At 71.5% G+C, this 19,913-nt stretch carries 19 protein-coding genes; 6 read left to right on the forward strand and 13 right to left on the reverse strand.

All coding sequences use genetic code 11. From position 1 onward, the window contains the following. Nucleotides 1-115 precede the first annotated feature (115 nt). From AB0I72_RS27440 to AB0I72_RS27450, 3 genes are read right to left on the reverse strand one after another with little or no spacing between them, the layout of a single operon-like run. Complete coding sequence (locus tag AB0I72_RS27440) at nt 116-391, reverse strand: Lrp/AsnC ligand binding domain-containing protein (RefSeq protein WP_358573750.1); 276 nt, start codon at nt 389-391, stop codon at nt 116-118. 50 nt (nt 392-441) lie between these two features. Further along, complete coding sequence (locus tag AB0I72_RS27445) at nt 442-1,206, reverse strand: rhomboid family intramembrane serine protease (RefSeq protein WP_358573752.1); 765 nt, start codon at nt 1,204-1,206, stop codon at nt 442-444. After that, nucleotides 1,184-2,944: a DEDD exonuclease domain-containing protein gene (locus AB0I72_RS27450; RefSeq protein ID WP_358573754.1), complete on the reverse strand. Its 1,761-nt coding sequence runs from the start codon at nt 2,942-2,944 to the stop codon at nt 1,184-1,186. The genes AB0I72_RS27445 and AB0I72_RS27450 overlap by 23 nt, the downstream gene beginning before the upstream one ends. Nucleotides 2,945-3,071: 127 nt before the next feature. Here AB0I72_RS27450 and AB0I72_RS27455 point away from each other — a divergent pair, with 127 nt between their 5' ends. The 5 genes from AB0I72_RS27455 (at nt 3,072) to AB0I72_RS27475 (ending at nt 8,648) form a co-directional block, all read left to right on the forward strand. Then, nucleotides 3,072-3,350 carry a hypothetical protein gene (locus AB0I72_RS27455; protein ID WP_358573756.1) on the forward strand — a complete coding sequence of 93 codons (279 nt, stop codon included), beginning with the start codon at nt 3,072-3,074 and terminating at the stop codon, nt 3,348-3,350. Then, nucleotides 3,347-4,741 (forward strand): NYN domain-containing protein, encoded by a 1,395-nt coding sequence (locus tag AB0I72_RS27460; RefSeq protein WP_358573758.1) that lies wholly within the window; start codon nt 3,347-3,349, stop codon nt 4,739-4,741. Before AB0I72_RS27455 ends, AB0I72_RS27460 begins: the two co-directional genes overlap by 4 nt. 342 nt (nt 4,742-5,083) lie before the next feature. Beyond that, on the forward strand, nt 5,084-6,082 hold the full coding sequence (locus tag AB0I72_RS27465) for an NlpC/P60 family protein (RefSeq protein ID WP_358573760.1): 999 nt from the start codon (nt 5,084-5,086) through the stop codon (nt 6,080-6,082). Between the two features lie 327 nt (nt 6,083-6,409). Further along, the gene (locus tag AB0I72_RS27470) at nt 6,410-7,456 is read left to right on the forward strand and encodes a C40 family peptidase (protein ID WP_358573762.1); all 1,047 of its coding nucleotides are present in this window, start codon (nt 6,410-6,412) and stop codon (nt 7,454-7,456) included. Nucleotides 7,457-7,508: 52 nt separating this feature from the next. Beyond that, entirely contained in the window at nt 7,509-8,648 is a 1,140-nt protein-coding gene (locus tag AB0I72_RS27475; RefSeq protein WP_358573765.1) for a glycosyltransferase family 4 protein, read from the forward strand. A gap of 6 nt (nt 8,649-8,654) precedes the next feature. Here the strand turns inward: AB0I72_RS27475 and AB0I72_RS27480 are convergent, their stop codons facing one another. From AB0I72_RS27480 to coxB, 4 genes are all read right to left on the reverse strand, one after another. Beyond that, nucleotides 8,655-9,956: an Ig-like domain-containing protein gene (locus AB0I72_RS27480; protein ID WP_358573768.1), complete on the reverse strand. Its 1,302-nt coding sequence runs from the start codon at nt 9,954-9,956 to the stop codon at nt 8,655-8,657. Between the two features lie 175 nt (nt 9,957-10,131). Further along, nucleotides 10,132-10,557 (reverse strand): cytochrome c oxidase subunit 4, encoded by a 426-nt coding sequence (locus tag AB0I72_RS27485; RefSeq protein WP_358573770.1) that lies wholly within the window; start codon nt 10,555-10,557, stop codon nt 10,132-10,134. A 12-nt stretch (nt 10,558-10,569) separates the two neighbouring features. Continuing rightward, nucleotides 10,570-12,243, reverse strand: coding sequence for a cytochrome c oxidase subunit I (ctaD, locus tag AB0I72_RS27490; protein WP_358573773.1), 1,674 nt, complete (start codon nt 12,241-12,243; stop codon nt 10,570-10,572). Next, entirely contained in the window at nt 12,240-13,112 is an 873-nt protein-coding gene (gene coxB, locus AB0I72_RS27495; protein WP_358573776.1) for a cytochrome c oxidase subunit II, read from the reverse strand. Before coxB ends, ctaD begins: the two co-directional genes overlap by 4 nt. A gap of 524 nt (nt 13,113-13,636) precedes the next feature. Between coxB and AB0I72_RS27500 the strand changes: the two genes are divergently transcribed. After that, a complete protein-coding gene (locus tag AB0I72_RS27500) occupies nt 13,637-13,885 on the forward strand; it encodes a sulfurtransferase TusA family protein (RefSeq protein WP_358573778.1) in 249 nt (82 codons plus the stop codon). A 165-nt stretch (nt 13,886-14,050) separates the two neighbouring features. On the opposite strand, the gene rpsD is transcribed toward AB0I72_RS27500, so the two are convergent. From rpsD to htpX, 6 genes are all read right to left on the reverse strand, one after another. Beyond that, entirely contained in the window at nt 14,051-14,662 is a 612-nt protein-coding gene (gene rpsD / locus AB0I72_RS27505; protein ID WP_075925017.1) for a 30S ribosomal protein S4, read from the reverse strand. A gap of 325 nt (nt 14,663-14,987) precedes the next feature. Next, entirely contained in the window at nt 14,988-15,959 is a 972-nt protein-coding gene (locus AB0I72_RS27510) for a carbohydrate kinase family protein (protein WP_358573780.1), read from the reverse strand. A 376-nt stretch (nt 15,960-16,335) separates the two neighbouring features. Next, the gene (locus AB0I72_RS27515) at nt 16,336-16,683 is read right to left on the reverse strand and encodes an iron-sulfur cluster assembly accessory protein (RefSeq protein ID WP_028649670.1); all 348 of its coding nucleotides are present in this window, start codon (nt 16,681-16,683) and stop codon (nt 16,336-16,338) included. A 279-nt stretch (nt 16,684-16,962) separates the two neighbouring features. Further along, a complete protein-coding gene (locus AB0I72_RS27520; protein ID WP_358573783.1) occupies nt 16,963-18,072 on the reverse strand; it encodes a glycerate kinase in 1,110 nt (369 codons plus the stop codon). A gap of 81 nt (nt 18,073-18,153) precedes the next feature. Then, nucleotides 18,154-18,771 (reverse strand): hypothetical protein, encoded by a 618-nt coding sequence (locus tag AB0I72_RS27525; protein ID WP_358573785.1) that lies wholly within the window; start codon nt 18,769-18,771, stop codon nt 18,154-18,156. Between the two features lie 33 nt (nt 18,772-18,804). Then, nucleotides 18,805-19,731, reverse strand: a complete 927-nt coding sequence (gene htpX / locus AB0I72_RS27530) for a zinc metalloprotease HtpX (protein ID WP_358573787.1) — start codon at nt 19,729-19,731, stop codon at nt 18,805-18,807. Nucleotides 19,732-19,913: the final 182 nt, after the last annotated feature.

The raw sequence follows: 19,913 nt of genomic DNA on the forward strand, positions 1-19,913 counted from the left end.
ACCTCGGCCGCTGTGGCGTCGGGCATCTCCTCGGTGGCCAGCCGACGTGAGAGGAGGTCGGTCTCCGGGTCGATGAGCAATCGCTCGGCCGGCGCCCCCACGCGTTCCCCGTCGCCTACCAGCCCAGGGCGAAGGCCGACTCCAGGTCGTGCTTGGAGTAGGTCTGGAAGGAGATGTGGGTGTCGGAGGAGATCACGCCGGGCACCCTGTTCACCCGGCCGGGGATCACCTCGGCCAGGGCCTCGTGGCGGCGGACCCGCACCATGGCGATGAGGTCGACGCCGCCGGTGACCGAGTAGACCTCGCTGACGCCGTCGATGTCGGCGATCGCCTCGGCGACCTCGGGGATGCGGTGGACGTCGGCCTTGATCATGACGATCGCGGTGATCACGGTGCCTCCATGGCGGATCGGCGCTGAACGGGTTGGGCGCGGGCGCACCGCTAGTAGACGTCGGAGAGCCGCGTCCCGGAGCGCCATCGCAGCCGGTAGACCACCAGTCCCGCGACCACTCCGGCGAGGAACCCGTACACGTGCGCCGCGTAGGCCACGTTGGACCCGCCTCCCGGGGTGGTGGACGTGGTGACGTAGAGAAGATACTGAACGGCGAAGTAGCTGCCCACCAGGGCCCACCCGGGCAGTCGCATCGGGATGGCCCCGAACACCAGCGTGGTGACCTTGCTGCGGAACTGCACGACGAGGTAGGCGCCGAGCACCCCGGAGATCGCGCCGGAGGCCCCGACCATGGGGATGACGCCGTCGCTCTCGGCCAGCGCGTGCCCGTAGGCCGCGGCGAGCCCGGTGACCAGGTACAGGACGAGGAAGCGGAGCCGGCCGATCCGGTCCTCGACCACCGGGCCGAGCACGAACAGGTAGACCATGTTGCCCAGCAGGTGGGCGGCGCCTCCGTGGACGAACATGGAGCTGAACACCGACAGCCAGACGGACTTGCCGCCGATGGCGCCGCACTCGGGGGTCATCGGAGGCGCCAGGTCCGTGCGGCCGAGCATCTCGTCGGGGACCGCGCCCCAGCGCATGAAGTAGTCGTCGATGGCGCAGAACCGGTCGGCGAGCTCGGCCGGGTACCAGACGGCGGTCATCGCCAGCGGGGACGCGAGGTAGACGAGGACGTTCACCGCGATCAGCGTGTAGGTGACCACGGGGGCGCGGCGGACCGGGTAGTCGTCATTGAGCGGAAGCGCGGCCATGCGCCCAGTGTGTCATCCCGGTGTGGGCCTCCGCGCCGCGCAGGGGGCACGTCCACTCGCCCTCGATCTCGACCAGCCGGGTGGTGGGGTGGGCGAGCCAGTCCAGGATCAGTTCGGTCTCCTCGGCCGTCGCGCGTGGCGTGGGTCCGAAGCCCGCCGGGACGCGCTCGGCGGTGGCGGTGAGCGATGCCAGGAAGGCCGCCGGGTCGGTGCCGGGGCGCAGGACGGCGCTGGCGGCCAGCCGCCCGTGGCGGACGACGACGGTCTCCCAGCCGGTGCCGCCGGGACGCGAGGCGACCAGGTGCGCGACGGCGGCGATCGCGGACAGGCGCTGGGCTCGCCGGGCTCCGCGCAGGAAGGCGACGAGCCGGTCGCGCAGGGTCGCGGCGTCCTCGTAGCGCAGGTCGGCGGAGAGTTCGGCGATGCGTGCGGTGTGCGCGGTGACCACGGTCGCCGGGTCGCCGGTCATGGCGGCGCGTGCGGACGCGGCGTGGACGGAGTAGTCGGCGTGCGTCTCGGTGCCGTCGCAGGGGGCCCCGCACCGGCCGAGCTGGGCGAGCACGCAGGGGTCGACCAGGCGGTCCCCCGTCCGGGAGGCGACCGGGCGCGCACCGGGGACGGGGGTGAACGCGTGGGTGCACTGGCGCAGCGGGAACGCGTGGAGGAGTGCTTCCCTGGCCCGTTCGGCCTCCTTGGCCGACGCGTAGGGGCCGAGGTGGGGTGCGCCGTCGTCGCGGACCGCGCGCACCACCGACAGGCGGGGGTAGGCGTCGGTGGTGAGCTTGACCCAGAACGCGCGTTCGGGGTTGCGCGACCTGCGGTTGTAGGGCGGTTTGCGCTCGGCGATGATCCGCAGCTCCCGGACCGAGGCCTCCAGTTCGGTGGTGCAGACGATGGGGGTGACGCCCTCCACGAGCGCGGTCATCTCCCGGATGCGCTGGCGGTTCTCGGCGGCGGTGAAGTACGAGCGCACGCGGCGGCGCAGGTTGGCGCTCTTGCCGACGTAGAGGGTGGCGCCGCGCGCGTCGGTGAAGACGTACACGCCGGGCTCCTCGGGCAGGTCCTCGGCCAGGTGGCGGCGGGCCCGCTGGGCGCGGCTGGCCGGTGTGGCGACCGCGCGCAGCTCCTCCAGGCTCTGCACCCCGGCGGGGGCGAGGCGGTCGATGAGTCCGTGCAGGACGCCGACGGTGGCGCGGGCGTCGTCCAGGGCCCGGTGGGTGGGGGTGGCGGCCACGCCGAGGTGCGCGGCGAGCGTGCCGAGCCGGTGGTTGCGGACCTGGCCCCGGTCGAGCACGGCGCGGGCCAGGCGCAGGGTGTCCACCACCGGGGGGTCGGGCCAGGGCTCGCCCAGCCGTTCGCAGGCGGCTTTGAGGAAGGCGGTGTCGAAGGCCGCGTTGTGCGCGACGAGCGCGGTGTCGGGGTCGGCGGTGAGCAGGGCCAGCAGGTCGGGCAGGACCTCCTCCAGCGGAGGGGCCGTGGCGACCATGGACTGGGTGATACCGGTCAGGAGGGTGATGTTGGCCGGGATGAGGGTACCGGGGTTGACCAGGGCGGTGAACTCGTCGACGACCTCGCCGCCGCGCGCCCGGACCGCGCCGATCTCGGTGATCCGGGACCGCGTGGCGCTCGTCCCGGTGGTCTCCAGGTCCACCACGACGAACGTCGTCGCGGCCAGCGGGGTGCCGAGGTCGACGATGCTGGTTTGGACGCCGGTCGACGCCGCGGACGGTGGAGCCACGCGGTCAGGGTAGTCGGAGCCGCCGACCGAACGGCCGACGAATACGGCCTGACCTGCCCGACATGGAAAGATGAGGGTGAAGGGGCGGAAGTGTCCATGCGTCCCGAGTCGAACAGAGGAGGAAACCGTGGGGATCGCGATGCCGGGTGACGATGAACGGTGGCGGTGCACCGGGTGCGGCAACCTCACGCGCTTCGACGTGACCCGCACGGTCCGCTCCGAGGACTTCGTCCACCAGGACCTGGCCGGCCGGGGCCTGGTCGAGGAGCGGTCGGTGCTCACCGAGACGGTGGAGCGCGTCCGGTGCCGGTGGTGCGGCGCGACGGACAGCGTGGAGGTCGTCGCCCGCCCTGACGCCGAGTCGGTCTCCGACTCCTCGGCTGAGAGCACGACGGGTCGGGCATGAGCGCCCGCCCGGAGGCGGGCGGCGACTCCGACGAGCCGCTCGGCCCCGACGCCGGGGCGGCCCGTGACGAGCGGGGGGACACCGAGGACGAACGTCTGCGGCGCCCCCTGCCCGAGCAGGTGCGTGCCCGGGTGGTCGAGTACGGGTCCGACGTGCTGGGCGGCATGCCCGCGAGCGAACTGCCCCCGTTGCTGCGACGGGTGGCCAAGTTCGAACCGCGCCGCCGTGCCCGGCTCGCCGGACCGCAGATCGCCGCCCAGCTGGAGACGGACGGCGCGTTCCGCGAACGCGTGGCCGTCCGGGTGGACCAGGTCTGGCCCGAGCTGGCCGAGGGCCTGCGCTCCGGCGTCGTGCCGCCCGCCGCCGACCCCGTGGCGGTGGCGGCCTGTGCCTACCTCCTGCGGCCTCCGGGGTGGGCGGAGATCATCGAGGGCGTCCACACGGAGTTGGAGCGCCAGACCAGTGCCAAGGAGGCCGACGAGGCGGCCGAGGCGCTCGACGCGGTGCGCCGTCAGCTGGAGGAGGCCAAGCGCGGTCACCAGGCCGACCTGGAGCGCCTGCGCGGCCAGGTCCGGGAGCAGCGCTCCGAGATCTCCGAGCTGCGGCGCAAGGTGCACACCGAGCGCCAGCGCGCCAAGGCGGCCACCGCCGGGGCCGAGCGTGCCCTGGCCGAGACCGCCGACCGCGAGAGCGAGTCGGCGACCCAGGTCAGCGCGCTGGAGTCGGAGAACCGACGGCTGCGTTCCCGGTTGGCCGAGGCCGAGGCGCAGGTCGAGAACGCGCGCCGCGCGGTGCGCGCCGGGCGCAACGCCGACGAGGCGCGACTGCGCGTGCTGCTGGACGTGCTCGTGGAGGCCTCGCACGGGCTGCGCCGCGAGCTGGCCTTGCCCACGTCCCTGGCCAGCCCCGCCGACCACGTCGCCGAGGCCGCGCGGGAGCAGCGCCGGGTGCCGTTGGGCGGTCTGCCCGACGACGACCCGGGACTGCTGGAGCACCTGCTCACCGTTCCGCGCGTGCACCTGCTGGTGGACGGCTACAACGTCACCAAGACCGGCTACGGCACGCTGCCCCTGGCCGACCAGCGCACCCGGCTGCTCACCTCCCTGGAGGGCCTGGCGAGTCGGACGAAGGCGGAGATCACGTGCGTGTTCGACGGCGCCGACGTCGACACACCCCCGGTGATCGCCCAGCCGCGCCGGGTGCGGGTGCTGTTCAGCGCGCCCGGGCAGACCGCCGACGAGCTGATCGTGCGGTTGGTGCGCGCCGAACCCCCGGGGCGGCCGATCGCCGTCGTGACCTCGGACCGGGAGATCGTGACCGCCGTGCGCTCGGTCGGTGCGCGGGCGGTGCCGTCGACGATCTTCCTGCGCCGGCTGGAGGGGCACGGTTGAGGCCGGTGCCGTGGATCCGGTCACGGACGCACAGGTTCGTTACCGCTTCGTGACAATGCCCCGCACAGGTGTGCCTGCCTGGACGAACGCCGCCCGTGCGACCCGTGTGGTCGCGCGGGCGGTCGTGTGTGTCGTGGGGTCCGTGGTTGAGGGGTGCAGGTCCGTCCGCTAGGTTCTTCCCGGAGCGTGAGTGCTCTACCGGATAGAACGCGACACCTGTGTCCGCGGTCCCGGACGGGTCCCCCGACTCACGCGCGTCCGTGTCCCGCGCGGACGGCCTCCCCGTTGTCTCCTCCAGCACCCCCGTGCGGAAGTCCCCAACCCCTAGGAGCGTGGACCGCCATGAAGAACCCCGGTGGTCGGCGTACGGCTCGCCGACTCACGACGACCGGACTCGGCGTGGTCGTCGCCGGAACCCTGATCTCCCCCGGCACCGCGTACGCGGAGCCGACCCAGGAGGAGGTCCAGGACCGCATCGAGGAGCTCAACCAGGAGGCCGACACGGCGGTCCAGGCGTTCAACGAGGCCGAGGAGGCCTACGAGACCGCCCAGACCCAGTTCGACGAGCTGGACCAGCAGGTCGGCGACGAGGAGGACCGCTACAACGACCTGCGTGAGCGGGTCCAGCAGTTCGCCAACGCCGCCTACCAGTCGGGCGACCTGGACTCCACGGCGAGCATCCTCACCTCCGAGGGCCCCGAGAGCCTCCTGGAGCAGAACGCCGACCTGAACTACCTGTCCGAGCAGCAGCTCGCGCAGCTCAACGAGTTCGGCGAGTCCGAGCAGCGCCTGTTCTCCCTGAGGGACGAGGCGGAGCAGGCCCTGGAGGAGGCCGAGGAGCGCCTGGAGGAGGCGGACGAGGCCCGCGAGGAGGTCGAGACGGCCATCGCGGAGCAGGAGGAGATCCTGGCGCAGTTCCCCCAGGCCGACGCCTCCACCGAGGGCGCCGTCGACACGGGCGGCGCCTCCTACACCGGAAGCGCCTCCGGCAGCGCGGGCGCCGCGCTGGACTTCGCCTACGCCCAGGTCGGCAAGCCCTACATCTACGGCGGCACCGGCCCCAACGGCTACGACTGCTCCGGGCTGGTGCAGGCCGCCTGGCGCGCGGGCGGCGTCAACCTGCCCCGCACCACCTACGCCCAGGCCAACGTGGGCACGCGCATCTACGACATGGGCGCGCTCCAGCCGGGCGACATCATGTTCTTCAGCGGCCAGGGCCATGACGGGCTCTACGCGGGCAACGGCCAGATGGTCCACGCCCCGCGCACCGGTCGCAACATCGAGGTCGTGGGCCTGGCCGCCTACTGGGCCGGCCAGTTCGAGTTCGCCGTGCGCCCGTAGCGGCGCACCCGCAGGCGTCCGTGAGGGCCGCCCCCGGTCATCCGGGTGGCGGTCCTCACGTCGTTCTGTGACGGGTATTTCGGACAGTACACACGCTTGGGGCGAAGGTAACGAAACAGTTGAGAGCGGAGCGAGCGATGCACTAGTGTTCATCGCCGAGCGTGGTCGCTCCTCTTCACCACCCCCCTGGTGGTGACGGCCGCGCCCGGGTCGGGCACACCCCCACACCGTTTCGGCCACCGAAATCGGCCGCCCGAGACCCACCCGGTGCAGCCCCTCGGTTCCTCTGGCAGGCCTGGGCCGAAGGGAGAAAGGTGTAACCCCATCGTGTCTGGATCCCGTCGTGGCCGCCGCGCAGCGGTCATCGCCGCCCTCGCAGCCGGCGCCCTCCTCGCCCCCTCCGCCGCCCTCGCCGAGCCGACCGCGGAGGAGGTCCGCGAGGAGATCGAGTCCCTGGAGGAGGAGTTCAGCCGGCTCAACGCCGAGTACAACGAGGCCCAGGAGGCGCACGAGGCCGCCGAGGAGCGCCTCGACGAGATCACGGCCAGCCTGGCCGACACCCGCGACACCGTCGACGACCTGGGCGCCAGTGTGCGCGCCCTGGCCAACCTCACCTACACCGGCGTCGACCTCACCTCCCCCGCCCAGCTCTTCGGCGCCAGCGGCCCCGAGGAGGTCCTGGCGCACGAGGCCGACCTGAGCTACCTGGCCGAGCAGAACAACCAGGACCTCGAACGCTACGTCGAGGAACTGGAGTACCTGGAGTCGCTGGAGGCGGAGGCCAGCGCGGCCGAGGAGGAGGCCGCCGAGGCGCTGGAGGAGGCGGAGCAGGCCACGGAGGAGGCCGGGGAGGCCATCGCCGAGCAGGAGGCGCTCCTGGAGGAGCTCACCGCCGAGGAGCGCGCCCAGGCCACCGAGAACGTCGCCAACACCGGCGGCGGCACGACCTCGGGCGGAGGCGGGAGCAACACCGGATCGTCCGGAGGCGGCGGAACCGCCTACACCGGTCCGGCCTCGGGCAACGCCCAGACCGCCCTCCAGTTCGCGTACAACCAGATCGGCAAGCCCTACGTCTGGGGCGGCACCGGCCCGGGCGGGTACGACTGCTCCGGCCTGACCCAGGCCGCGTGGGCGGCCGCGGGCGTGAGCCTGCCCCGCACCACCTACGACCAGGTCAACGCGGGCACCCGGGTGTCGTGGGACAACATGCGGCCCGGGGACCTGATGTTCTTCTACGGGTCCAACCCGACCCACGTCGGCCTGTACGCGGGCGACAACGTGATGGTGCACGCCTCGACGTCGAGCAAGCCCATCGGCACCGTGACCCTCAACAGCTACTACCGGCAGAACTTCTACACCGCCGTCCGCCCCTAGGACGTGTGCGTCCACGCGGCACGGACGGTGAGCGCGCCCTAGACTCGCGTCCGTGCCGCGAACGCTGATCATCACCAACGACTTCCCGCCGCGCTCCGGGGGCATCGAGTCCTTCGTGCACGAGTTGGCCCTGCGCCGCCCGGAGGGATCGGTCGTCGTGTACTGCTCCTCCCCCGCTCCCCGGGACTCCGCCGCGGACCCGGGGTTCGACCTGCGCCAGCCCTTCCCCGTCGTGCGCGACTCCGCCCGCGTCCTCCTGCCGACCCCCCGGGTGGCGGCGCGGGCGCGGGCCATCGCGGGCCTGGAGGGGTGCGAGGCGGTCCTGTACGGCGCGGCGGCCCCGCTCGGACTGGTGGCCGACGCCCTGCGCGACCACGGCTCCGTGCGCCGCCAGGTGGCGCTCACCCACGGCCACGAGACCGGCTGGTCGGCGCTGCCCGGCGCCCGCGAGGCGCTCCGGCGGATCGGGGACACCACCGACACCGTCACCTACCTGGGCGAGTTCACCCGCCGCCGGCTGGCCCGCGCACTGTCCGCGGAGGCCGCCGACCGGATGCGCCGCCTCACCCCGGGCGTGGACCCCGACCGGTTCCGCCCCGGCGCCGGCGGCACGCGGGTGCGCGAGCGGTACGGGCTGGGCGGGCGGCCCGTGGTCGTGTGCGTGTCGCGGCTGGTGCGGCGCAAGGGGCAGGACACGCTGCTGCGCGCCTGGCCCCGCGTCCTGGCCGACGTGCCCGACGCGGCGCTGCTCATCGTCGGGGACGGACCCGACGCGGACCGGTTGCGCTCGGCGGCGCGCGGCATGGACTCGGTGGTCCTCACGGGCCCGGTCGCCCCCGAGGAGCTGCCCGCCCACTACGACGCGGGCGACGTGTTCGCGATGCCGTGCCGCACGCGGCGCGGCGGCCTCGACGTGGAGGGACTCGGCATCGTCTACCTGGAGGCGTCGGCCACGGGGCTGCCGGTGGTCGCCGGGGACTCGGGCGGCGCCCCGGACGCGGTCCTGGCGGACGAGACCGGGCACGTGGTCGACGGCTCCCTTCCCGGGCCCACCGCCCGGGCGCTCATCCGCCTGCTGCGCGATCCCGAGCGGGCCGCCGCGATGGGCGCGCGCGGTCGGGAGTGGATCTCCCGCGAGTGGACCTGGGATCGGGTCTCCCAGCGCCTGGACGGCCTCCTGGACGCCCCCTGAGCCCTCCTACAGATCGTCCCCGTGGACGGAACCGGGGGTGCCGGAGCCGTCGGTCACCTGGGGCTCACCGGTCACGCTGTGCTCCAGCCACTCCTGCCACGAGCGCTGGTAGAAGCCCCAGCCGTTGTCCCACTCCAGTTCGCGCGAGGTCCCGGTGGTCACCAGGACGTCGCCCATGAGGGACGTCTCGTAGAACCACCGGGCGTCGGAGACCGACATGTTCGTGCAGCCGTTGGACGCGTTGGCCCGGCCCAGGTTGCCCACGTTCCACGGGGCGGCGTGGGTGAACTCGCCGCTGTTGGACGTGCGCACCGCCCAGTCGACGTCGAGCCGGTAGTAGCCGGGCGCCCCCTTCGGGATGCCCACGGTCGCCGAGTCCATGACGAGGGTCGCGTACTTCTCCATGGTCAGGTGGATCCCGGAGGTCGTGGTGTTGAAGCGGCGCAGCCCCTTGCCGTTGCTCACCGGGATCGTGCGCACGGTCTCGCCGTCGACCGCCACCTCCATGCGGTGGTCGGGCACGTGCATCGTGGCGACCAGCTCCCGGCCGACCTCGAACTCGATCCGCCGGTCGCGCGTGCCGTACACGCCGTCGGCGGCCTCCACCCCGGCCAGCCGCAGGTCGACGGTGACCCGCTGACGCGGCTCCCAGTACTCGCGGGGCCGGAACACCGCGGTCTCGTCGTCGACCCAGTTCCAGGCGCCCTCGGTGACCTCCTCGGAGGTGACCTCCATGGAGTTCTCCACCTGCGGCTTGTACGCGACGGGCCGGTCGAAGGTGACGACCACGGGCATGCCCACGCCCACGACGTCGCCGGTCCGGGGGAAGTTGGCGACCAGTTCGAGCCGGTGCTCCGCGTCCACGTCCGCCGTGGCGAACTGCGAGACCACCTCGGTCTCCTTCCCCGTGCCGTCCTCGGCCGTGGCGTACACGCGTACCGAGGCGCCCGGGCGCAGGTTCCGGTCGCTCACCCAGGACGTCCGGTCCTCGCTCAACCGGCCCCGGGCCGCTTCCCCGCCCGGACCGCCGGAGCCCTCGCCCCCGGCCCCGGCCAGGTCCTCGTGGGCGACCTGCTCGATCCGAACGTCGGTGATCGCCCCGTCCTCGACCGACACCCGCACCGGGGTGTTGGGCGGCACCGCGGCCGCGCCGGGCGCGGGCGTCACGGTGATGTTCGGACCGTCTCCCCCGCCGGACGCGGTGCCGTCCCCGCCGCCGATGGTGCAGGCCGTCGCCACGAGGACGGCCACCGCTGCTCCCGCCAGCGGTCGGCGGCGCGCCGCCGACCGCGAAACCCAACCCCTCACGCCAGGACCTCCCGCGTCCGGATGCGTCGCCGCAGGGTCGCCACAAAGGCGAACCCCGGCGACCGGTCGGGTTCCGCTGACACGGAACCCTCCGGCCACCGGGGCGGCGACCTTTACATCCTACCCTGGGCGATGGCTTCGATACAGAAGGTCATCATCCGGGCGGGTCAGGACATCAGTGCTGGAACTCCTTGCGGTAGTACTCGAAGACCCAGCCGATGGAGGTGAGGGTGACGGCCAGGCCGCCGATGAACACCATCCACCAGCCGATCGTCACGCCGACCGCCATGAAGGCGACGGCCAGCGCCACGAACAGCGGCCACCAGCTGTGCGGGCTGAAGAACCCGTACTCGCCGGCGCTCTCGGAGATCTCGCCGTCCAGCCGCTCCTCCGCGGGAAGCCCGTGGAAGTGCTCGCTGCGGCGCGCCGCCTGCCAGAGCCAGAAGCCGATCATCCAGCCGAAGCCGATGGAGACCACCAGGGCGGTGGATCCCGTCCACTCGATGGCGCCGGTGTCCTGGTACGACCAGTACATGTACAGCAGGGCGGCCAGACCGAAGAAGGTCGAAACGCCCATGAACAGATAGGCCTGCATCTTCATGATGTGTTCGCCCTACTCCTTCGTGACGCCCACCGGGACGGCGCCCGGGGCCGCGGCGTGCGGGTGGTTCAGGTCGAACGCCGGACGCTCGGACCGGATCCGCGGCAGCGACGTGAAGTTGTGTCGCGGCGGCGGGCAGGACGTCGCCCACTCCAGGGAGCAGCCGTGGCCCCACGGGTCGTCGACGGTGACCTTCGGCGCCTTCTTCGCGGTGACGTAGACGTTCCAGAAGAAGATCAGCGTCGAGGCGCCGAGCACGAACGACGAGACCGACGAGATCTGGTTCAGCTGGGTGAAGCCGTCGTCGGGCAGGTAGTCGGCGTAGCGGCGGGGGAAGCCCATCGCGCCGAGCCAGTGCTGCACGAGGAACGTGCCGTGGAAGCCCAGGAACAGCAGCCAGAAGTGGACCTTGCCGAGCCGCTCGTTGAGCATCCGCCCGGTGAACTTGGGCCACCAGAAGTAGAAGCCCGCGAACATCGCGAAGACCACGGTGCCGAACACGACGTAGTGGAAGTGGGCCACCACGAAGTAGGAGTCGGTGACGTGGAAGTCGATCGGCGGGGAGGCCAGCAGCACACCGGTCAGACCGCCGAAGAGGAAGGTGACCAGGAAGCCGATGGTGAACAGCATGGGCGTCTCGAAGCTGAGCTGCCCGCGCCACATCGTGCCGATCCAGTTGAAGAACTTCACACCGGTCGGGACCGCGATGAGGAAGGTCATGAACGAGAAGAACGGCAGCAGCACCGCGCCGGTCGGGAACATGTGGTGCGCCCACACCGTCACCGACAGGCCGGCGATGGCGATGGTCGCGCCCACCAGGCTCTTGTAACCGAAGATCGGCTTGCGGCTGAACACCGGCAGGATCTCCGTCGCGATGCCGAAGAACGGCAGGGCGATGATGTACACCTCGGGGTGACCGAAGAACCAGAACAGGTGCTGCCAGAGGATGGCGCCGCCGTGCTCGGAGTTGAAGACCTGCGTGCCGACCATGCGGTCCGCGCCCAGGGCGATCAGGGCCGCGGTCAGGACCGGGAAGGCGATGAGCACCAGGACGCTGGTGAGCACCGTGTTCCACGAGAAGATCGACATGCGGAACATCGTCATGCCGGGGGCGCGCATGCACAGACCGGTCGTGATGAAGTTGACCGCCGAGAGGATGGTGCCCAGACCGGACACCGCCAGGCCCATGATCCACAGGTCGCCGCCCAGGCCCGGTGAGCGCACCGCGTCGGACAGCGGCGTGTAGGCGAACCAGCCGAAGCTGGCCGCGCCGCCGGGGGTGAGGAACCCGCTGACGACGATGAGTCCGCCGAACAGGAACAGGTAGTACCCGAACAGGTTCATCCTCGGGAACGCCACGTCCGGCGCGCCGATCTGCAACGGCATGATGATGTTCGAGAACCCGACGAAGAGCGGGGTCGCGAACAGCAGCAGCATGATCGTGCCGTGCATGGTGAACAGCTGGTTGAACTCCTCGTTGGACATGAGCTGCATGCCCGGGAGAAGCAGTTCGGCCCGCATCAGCAGGGCCAGGACGCCACCGAAGAGGAAGAACGCGAACGAGGTGATCAGGTACATGTACCCGATGACCTTGTGGTCGGTCGACGTCATCCAGTTGACGATGATCGACCCCTTGCGCGACGGCGCCTGCTCGGCGGCGCGCACGTTACTCACTTGCGTGGTCATGACTCGTCATTCTCCTCGGCGTCGTCCGCACCGGTGTCGCCCTCGGTGTCCTCCACCCGGGCCTCTTCACCGTCGTCGGTCGCCTCGGTCTCGTCCTCGGCCCCGGTGTCCTCCGCGGCCTCGTCGGCGTTCTCGGCCCGGGTCGCGGCCTCCTCGAGCGCGGCGTTCTCCTCGGCCGCGGCGGCCTCCTGCTCGGCGGCCCACTGCTCGTACTCGTCCTGGGGGAGGACCTCGACGTTGAACAGCATGCGGGTGTGGTCGGCGCCGCACAGCTCGGCGCAACGGCCGACGTACTCGCCGGCGGTGCCCTCGTTGACGTTCACCTGGAAGGCGTTCTCACGACCGGGGATGACGTCCATCTTGAACCCGAAGGCCGGGATCCAGAAGGAGTGGATGACGTCGGGAGAACGGAGGTCGAAGTGGACGATCGAGTTCTCGGGGAGGACCAGGGTCGGCTGCGACTCGCGGTCGGCCGTGCCGGCCGGATCGGGGGTACCGACCGTGGAGAACTGCGTCTGACCGCCGTTCTCCAGGGTGTCGTCCAGGTAGTTGAACTGCCACGCCCACTGGAAGGCCACGACCTCGACGTTGACGTCGGCGGGCTCCTCGGTCTCCAGCAGGTAGGCCTGGTCGCGGGCGGTGAAGTAGAAGAGCACCGAGATGACGACGATCGGCAGGATGGTGTAGAGCGCTTCGATGGGCATGTTGTACCGCACCTGCGGCGGCAACTGCTCAGAGCGCTTGCGGTGGAAGATGACCGACCAGATGATCAGTCCCCACACGAGAATGCCGACCGCGAACGCCGCCACCCAGGAGCCCTGCCAGAGCGAGAGAACCCGCTCCGCCTGCTCGGTGATCGGCTCCGGCATGCCCAAACGAGTGAGATCGTTCGACGCGCAGCCGGTCGCGGCCAGCCCCAACACGGCGAGCGCGGCGCCGTGTGGTGCCCATCGGCGCGTCTTGGAGCGCCGATTCTCTTGGCGGGTCGGACTCACGGATTGCCTTCCCAGCGGTGAAGCCCGCGGATCGTCCGCGGGCGGCCTAAGTATCCAAAGCTTGTCAGGGGGAAACATTATCGTGAACCGTCCAGCGTCCTGTTCATGGCCTGACCTGGTCAGCGTGTTGCCGAACAGCCCCTGCCGGACGCCGCGGCGGCACACGGAGCCGGGACCCGTTCGCCCGCGGAGGGAGGCCCTCCCGGCTGGCTACGGAGCGCGGCCCGGCGTCCCCCCGGGCCCCCGTCCGCGACCGTTCGCCGTGACCGGCGCGCGGTGCGCGAGGCGGGACCAAGGCGAGCGTATCGCTGGGTTTACGACACCCTTAACCGGGTTCGCCTTAGCAGGAGGAGCGGGTCAAGATTGGGACACAGGACGACGACACCCCGGGGGTGACCGTGCCCGAGAATCCGAACCAGCGGCCTCTGGTGACCGTGGAGGCGGTCGGCCGCAAGTGCCCGATCCCGATCCTCATGCTCGCCCAGCGCCTGCACGAGGTGCCGATCGGCGCCGTCATCGCGGTCACCGCGGACGATCCCGCCGCGAAGGCGGACATCCCCGCCTGGTGCCGGATGAAGATGCACGACTTCGTGGTGGAGGAGCCTCTGACCCGGGGTAGCGCTTATCACATCCGCCGCCGGTACTGAAAGGTCAGTCGGGGTTCCGGTTGCGTTGCGGTAACGATGCGGCCCCGCCGGAACCGGCGGGTGGTGCACACCACGCCGCGGACGCGCCGGAGGCCGCGCGGACGACGAGGGTCCGCGCGGCCTCCGCACAGTTCAGGGCCCGAGGGGACCCCTCCGGTTCACGCCTTAGCGGGCGTAGAACTCGACGACGAGCTGCTCGTCGAACGGCACCGGGATCTGCTCACGCTTGGGGCGGTCGACGACCGCGATGCGCAGGTCCGAGTGGCTGACGGCGAGGAAGCCGGCGATCTTGTCGTCGGCGTGGACGCCCTCGGCGGCCTCGATGAACGGGACCATCTGGCGGGACTTCTCCCGAACGCTGATGATCTGGCCCGGCTTGACCTGGTACGACGGAATGTCGACCTTCTTGCCGTCCACGGTGATGTGGCCGTGGTTGATGAACTGGCGGGCGGCGTAGATCGAGGCGGCGAACCCGGCGCGGAGCACGACCGTCGCCAGACGCAGCTCGAGCTCGGCGAGCATCTCCTCGCCGGTACGGCCCGGGCGCTTCTTCGCGTTCTCGTAGACGCGCAGCAGCTGCTTCTCGGTCAGGTCGTAGTACCAGCGCACCTTCTGCTTCTCCGCCTGACGGACGGCGAAGTCGCTGCTGTTGCGGCGAACACGGCGGCCGTGCTCACCGGGCGGGTACGGACGCTTCTCGAAGTAGCTGACCGCCTTACGGGTCAGCGGGGTGCCGGCGCGCCGGGACAACCGCACCTTCGGTCCGGTGTAGCGCATGCGTAGTCCTTTCAGAGTGAATCAGGGAATCCCAGGTAAGGCTGGCCTAGATCTGGGAGGCGCGTGACGCGCCCGAGTCCCGCCGCCGGAGCGGCACGGACGGGTTCCCACCGTCGCGGCGACCCCGCGCTGACGGCTTGGGCTGGGACCGGCACGCGTTTCAGCGCACCGGAGGGCACGGGGCTCCCCGTGCCGGTCGGCGGAGGCCGACCGTCGGGCAGCGGCCCGGCGTACCGGGTCGTGCGGGTCGCGACTACCTACTTTACGGTGTCTGGGACACCGCCCCGACCAGGACCGCGCGGTCGGGCCGGGGCGGCGGAGCGGATCACACGTGCGCGGCGACCTCGGCGGCCACCTCGGAACCGTAGGAACGTTCCAGGCGCTCGGTCAGCGAGACGGCGGTCAGCGCGTACTCCTGGGGACCGTCCGCCTCCAGGCAGTGCGCGGCGGTGGCGTTGCCGACCTGCGCGGCGCGCTCCAGGGACAGGCCCCAGGAGTGCGCGGCCAGGAACCCGGCACGGAAGGCGTCGCCCATGCCCGTGGGGTCGACGAGTTCACCGACGGCGGCGGAGGGGACGTGGACGCTCGGCTCGCCCCGGCGGTCGATCCGCGCGCCCTTGGCGCCCAGGGTCGTGACGCGGGTGCCGACCCGGCCGAGGATCTCCTCGTCGGACCACTCGGTCTTCTGCTCGGCGAGGGCCTTCTCGTACTCGTTGCTGAACAGGAAGGTCGCTCCCTCGATCAGGGAGCGGACCTGCGGGCCCTCCATGCGGGCGAGCTGCTGGGAGGGGTCGGCGGCGAAGGGGATGGACCGCGTGCGGCACTCCTCGCTGTGGCGGACCATGGCGGCCGGGTCGTCGGCGCCGATGAGGACGAGGTCGAGGCCGCCGAGGCGGTCGGCGATGGGCTGGAGCTCGATGTTGCGGGCCTCGGCCATGGCGCCCGCGTAGAAGGAGGCGATCTGGTTCTGGTCGAGGTCGGTGGTGCAGATGAAACGGGCGGTGTGCCGCAGCTCGGAGATGTGGACCGCGGAGGTGTCGACGCCGTGGCGGTCGAGCCAGGCGCGGTACTCCTCGAAGTCGGCGCCCGCGGCGCCCACGAGCACGGGGTTCAGGCCGAAGCCGCCCATGCCGAAGCAGATGTTGGCGGCGACACCGCCGCGTCGCACGTCCAACTCGTCGATGAGGAAGGAGAGGGACAACTGCTGGATCTGGTCAGGGATGATCTGCTCCGAGAACCGGCCCTGGAAGGACATCAGGTGGTCGGTGGCGATGGATCCGGCAACCGCGATACGCACGGGACGAGAGCTCCTTGCTGGGGAGGCGTCGGTTGGCGTCGACCGGTGGACGCGACAGCGCCCGGTCGAACCGCCCCAGGGTATACAGGTGCTCACCGTTCTCGGGCGGGGACCGGCCGGATGACGGCACGGCGGAGGGGAGGACGGATGTCTCCGCCCTCCCCTCGGGTGCCGCGCCCCGGAACACCGGGGTCAGTGGGTGCGCCGTGAGCCCTAGGGCGTGTGCCGCGGACACTTGCCCTGCTGCGCGACGCCCCAGCACAACTCTCGCTGCGTTCTCATCAGTCGAAAGGACCCCACCCTTACTCCTTCTTCGGCCTTGCGACAGCCGCACTGGATGCGCCGCTCGCGACGGGCAGCATCCACGGCACACGCCCTAGTTGAAGGAGTCACCGCAGGCGCACGAGCCCGTGGCGTTGGGGTTGTCGATGGTGAAGCCCTGCTTCTCGATGGTGTCGACGAAGTCGATGGTGGCGCCGACGAGGTAGGGGGAGCTCATCCGGTCGGTGACGACCTCGACCCCGCCGAAGTCGGAGACCACGTCCCCGTCGAGGTCGCGCTCGTCGAAGTAGAGCTGGTAGCGCAGCCCCGAGCAGCCACCGGGCTGAACGGCGACACGCAGGCGTAGGTCGTCCCGGCCCTCCTGCTCCAGGAGCGCCCGGACCTTGGCCGACGCCTCGTCGGTGAGGATGATCCCCTCGGTGACCTCGCTCTGAACCGTCATGTGTAAAGCTCCTCTGGAAAGGGGTCGCGGCTGCCTGGCCACCCCGGGTCGCGTACGGGACCGGCCCGCCGGTGCGGGTCCGCTCCTCCGATGTCAACGTACGGGGCCGATACCGCATTCCGCCGCGCGGCGGCTGTGTTCTCCCTGCCGCCGTGGCCCCTGGTGCTGGAGTGGCCACGGCCGCGCACGATGCCTCGTGCGCTTCCAGGGTAGTGCTTGTTGGGCCGCCCGCCCACCCGTCGCCCGCCGCTGTGGCGCGGACTCCCCCGGGAACGCGGGTCAGCGCGACCAGCGTCGGGCGACGGCGGCGGCCATCGAGCGCAGTTCCTCGGCCGAGCGGTTCATCGCGGCCTCCACCGAACCCGCCGAGTCCACGAGGGCGTGGGTCTCGGTGATCCCGGCCGCGGCGGCCTCGGCGCGGCCGACCTTGACCACGCCCGCGGTCACCACGCACGGCACACCGTGTTCGCTGGCCAGGCTCGCCACGCCGTGCGGGAGCTTGCCGCGCAGGGACTGGGAGTCGAAGGAGCCCTCGCCGGTGATGACGAGGTCGGCGTCGGTGAGGCGTTCGGCCAGGCGCACCGCCTCCAGGACGCGCCGGACGCCGGACTCGACGGCGCCGCCGAGCAGCAGCAGCCCGAACCCGAGTCCGCCCGCTCCCCCCGCGCCCGGAGTCGCCCGGATCTCGCCCGTGGGGTCGACCCGGTCGGCGAACGCGGTCAGCGCGGCGTCCAGGCGCTGGACCTGGTCGGGATCGGCGCCCTTCTGCGGACCGAAGACGGCACTGGCGCCGTGGATGCCCAGGAGCGGGTTGTCGACGTCGGTGGCGGCGATGAGACGGACGCCCTCCACGGCCCGGCGGGCCGGTTCGAGGTCGAGTGTCCCGGGGGTGTCCGCGAGTGGGCCGCCGCCGTGGCTGAGCGCGTCGGCCGGTCCGGCGCCGAGGGCGGCCAGCATGCCCGCCCCGGCGTCGTTCGTGGAGCTGCCGCCCAGGCCGACGACGACGGTACGGGCGCCGGCGTCGACCGCGCGGGCGATGAGTTCGCCCACGCCGTGGCTGGTGGTGCGGCCGGGGTCCCGGTCGGCGGCGGGGACCAGGTGGAGCCCGCACGCCTGGGCGCTCTCCACGTAGGCGGTGGCCGTCTCGGCGTCGAGGAGGTACTCGGCGGTGACGGGCGTGCCCAGGGGCCCGGTGACCCGGGCCTCGTGCACCTTGCCGCCCAGGGCGGCGTGCAGGACCTCCACGAAGCCGGGGCCGCCGTCGGAGAGCGGGAGCAGTTCGGTCGTGGCGGAGGGGTCGGTCCGGTGCCACCCGTCGGCGACGGCCTGGGCGGCCTCGACCGCGGAGAGGGTCCCGGCGAACTTGTCTGGGGCGATGACGATACGCACGTGGCCATTGTGCCGGTCAGCACCCCGCCGCACCAGACCTTGGAGCCAATTTTATCCGTTTTGTGGATTTTGCTTTCCGTATTATGGAATCTCAGGTGGCTCATCGGCGTGCAACCCCGGGGCCCCGTACACCGGGAACCACCGGGACCGGTCCCGCTCCATCGGCAGGTCGGCGCCGACGGCGGCCTCCACCTGGAGTTCGAGCGCGTTGTCCCGCCGCTGACCGCCCAGCGGCGCGAAGGGGTAGAAGGTGCCGCGTTTGTACAGGTACACCAGGCCCAGCGCACGGCGGCGGGTGTCGGTGAACCCCACGAGCGAGCACAGCAGCGAGGGCCCGTAGCCGCCCGCCTCCAACGTCGAGTTCACCGCGTGCAGGTCGGTGACCAGACCGGAGACGTCGGGCTCGGCGCCCTCCTCCGCCGCGTGCGCGCGCACGACCAACCAGGTGTAGCCGTAGTCGTCGGCCACCTGCTCCACCGGCGGCCCCTCGTCCGCGTCGAGCAGCGCGGTCACGTCCCGTTCCAGGTCCGCGAAGGCGGCGCCCTCCGCCGCGCGGAAGGCCACCGAGCCGGTCCCGGTGGGCGAGAAACCCGACGCCGCGCGCAGCGTCAGCGCCGCCGAGGGCAGGCCGAACAGCGCGTCCAGGTCGGGTTGGGCGGGTGCGGTGCGGCCCAGGATCGCACGCCAGAGTCTCTTCACGGGCGCCTCGCCTCCGTGTCGGGGAGCGGTGGGTCAGGTCCCCTGGCCGAGCTGCCGGGAGATCTCCGCCAGCTGGGCCAGGCGCTGGTCCACCGGAGGGTGCGTGGCGACCAGCTGGTTCATGCTGAAGCCCTTGCGCGTGAAGGCGGGGGCGAAGAAGAAGGCGTTGAACGGCTCGACCTGGCGCAAATCGCGGGTGGGGATGCGGGCCATGTCACCGGTGATCTTGGTGAGCGCGCTGCCCAGCGCGGAGGGCCGTCCGGTGAGGTAGGCGGCCGAGCGGTCCGCCGACAGCTCGCGGTAGCGGGACAGCGCCCGCGTGAGCAGGAAACTCAGCGCCCAGGCGATCGCGCTGACCAGCACGACCAGGAGGGCGATCACCGCGGGCGCCGGACCCCCGTTGCTGCTCCGACCGCCGGCGGCCCCGCTGAACGCGGCGAACCGCAGCCCCGCCTGGGTGAGGAAGCCCGCGACGATCCCGAGGAAGCCGGCGACGGTCATCACCATGACGTCGCGGTGCGCGACATGGGACAGCTCGTGCGCCAGGACCGCCTCCAGCTCCCGGCCCTCCAGGCGTCGCAGGAGCCCGGTCGTCACGCAGATGACGGAGCTCTTCTCGCTGTGCCCGGTGGCGAAGGCGTTGGGCACGTCGGTGTCCGCGATCCCGACCCGCGGCTTGGCCATGTCGGCCATCGCGCAGAGGCGGTCGATCACGGCGTGCAGCTCGGGCGCCTGCTCGGGGCCGACCTCGTGCGCGCCCATGGAGAACATCGCGATCCTGTCGGAGGCGAAGAAGGAGAAGAGGGCGAACCCCCCGACGACGAGGAGGACCAGCCAGACGCTCATGCCGACCAGGACCAACCCGACGACGAAGGCGACGTAGACCAGGGCGAGCAGGCCCATGGTCGTCACCATCCGCGTGGTGAGCCCCCGGTCCGGCCTGAACTTCGAACCCGCCATGACGATCCTCCCAACCCCTGGTTCGGAGTCTAGTTCGCCCAGGTCGGAAAGGGTTTGAGACACACCACGGCCGCCGCGACCCGGGGGTAAAATTTCTTCACAATAGCTACACTCCGCATGACATGCCGTGTCGTTCTCGCCAATAATGAGGTGACTAGTTTCTCCGCATTCATCGCACTCCG

This window comes from Nocardiopsis sp. NPDC049922, assembly GCF_040660275.1.
GTDB lineage: Bacteria > Actinomycetota > Actinomycetes > Streptosporangiales > Streptosporangiaceae > Nocardiopsis.

What these genes read in the sequence shown, in the direction of transcription:
- AB0I72_RS27445 (WP_358573752.1), bottom strand. Translation starts at nt 1,206, where the DNA reads ATGGCCGCGCTTCCGCTCAATGACGACTACCCGGTCCGCCGCGCCCCC.
- AB0I72_RS27460 (WP_358573758.1), top strand. Translation starts at nt 3,347, where the DNA reads ATGAGCGCCCGCCCGGAGGCGGGCGGCGACTCCGACGAGCCGCTCGGC.
- AB0I72_RS27465 (WP_358573760.1), top strand. Translation starts at nt 5,084, where the DNA reads ATGAAGAACCCCGGTGGTCGGCGTACGGCTCGCCGACTCACGACGACC.
- AB0I72_RS27485 (WP_358573770.1), bottom strand. Translation starts at nt 10,557, where the DNA reads ATGAAGATGCAGGCCTATCTGTTCATGGGCGTTTCGACCTTCTTCGGT.
- ctaD (WP_358573773.1), bottom strand. Translation starts at nt 12,243, where the DNA reads ATGACCACGCAAGTGAGTAACGTGCGCGCCGCCGAGCAGGCGCCGTCG.
- coxB (WP_358573776.1), bottom strand. Translation starts at nt 13,112, where the DNA reads ATGCCGGAGCCGATCACCGAGCAGGCGGAGCGGGTTCTCTCGCTCTGG.
- rpsD (WP_075925017.1), bottom strand. Translation starts at nt 14,662, where the DNA reads ATGCGCTACACCGGACCGAAGGTGCGGTTGTCCCGGCGCGCCGGCACC.
- AB0I72_RS27515 (WP_028649670.1), bottom strand. Translation starts at nt 16,683, where the DNA reads ATGACGGTTCAGAGCGAGGTCACCGAGGGGATCATCCTCACCGACGAG.
- htpX (WP_358573787.1), bottom strand. Translation starts at nt 19,731, where the DNA reads ATGGCGGGTTCGAAGTTCAGGCCGGACCGGGGGCTCACCACGCGGATG.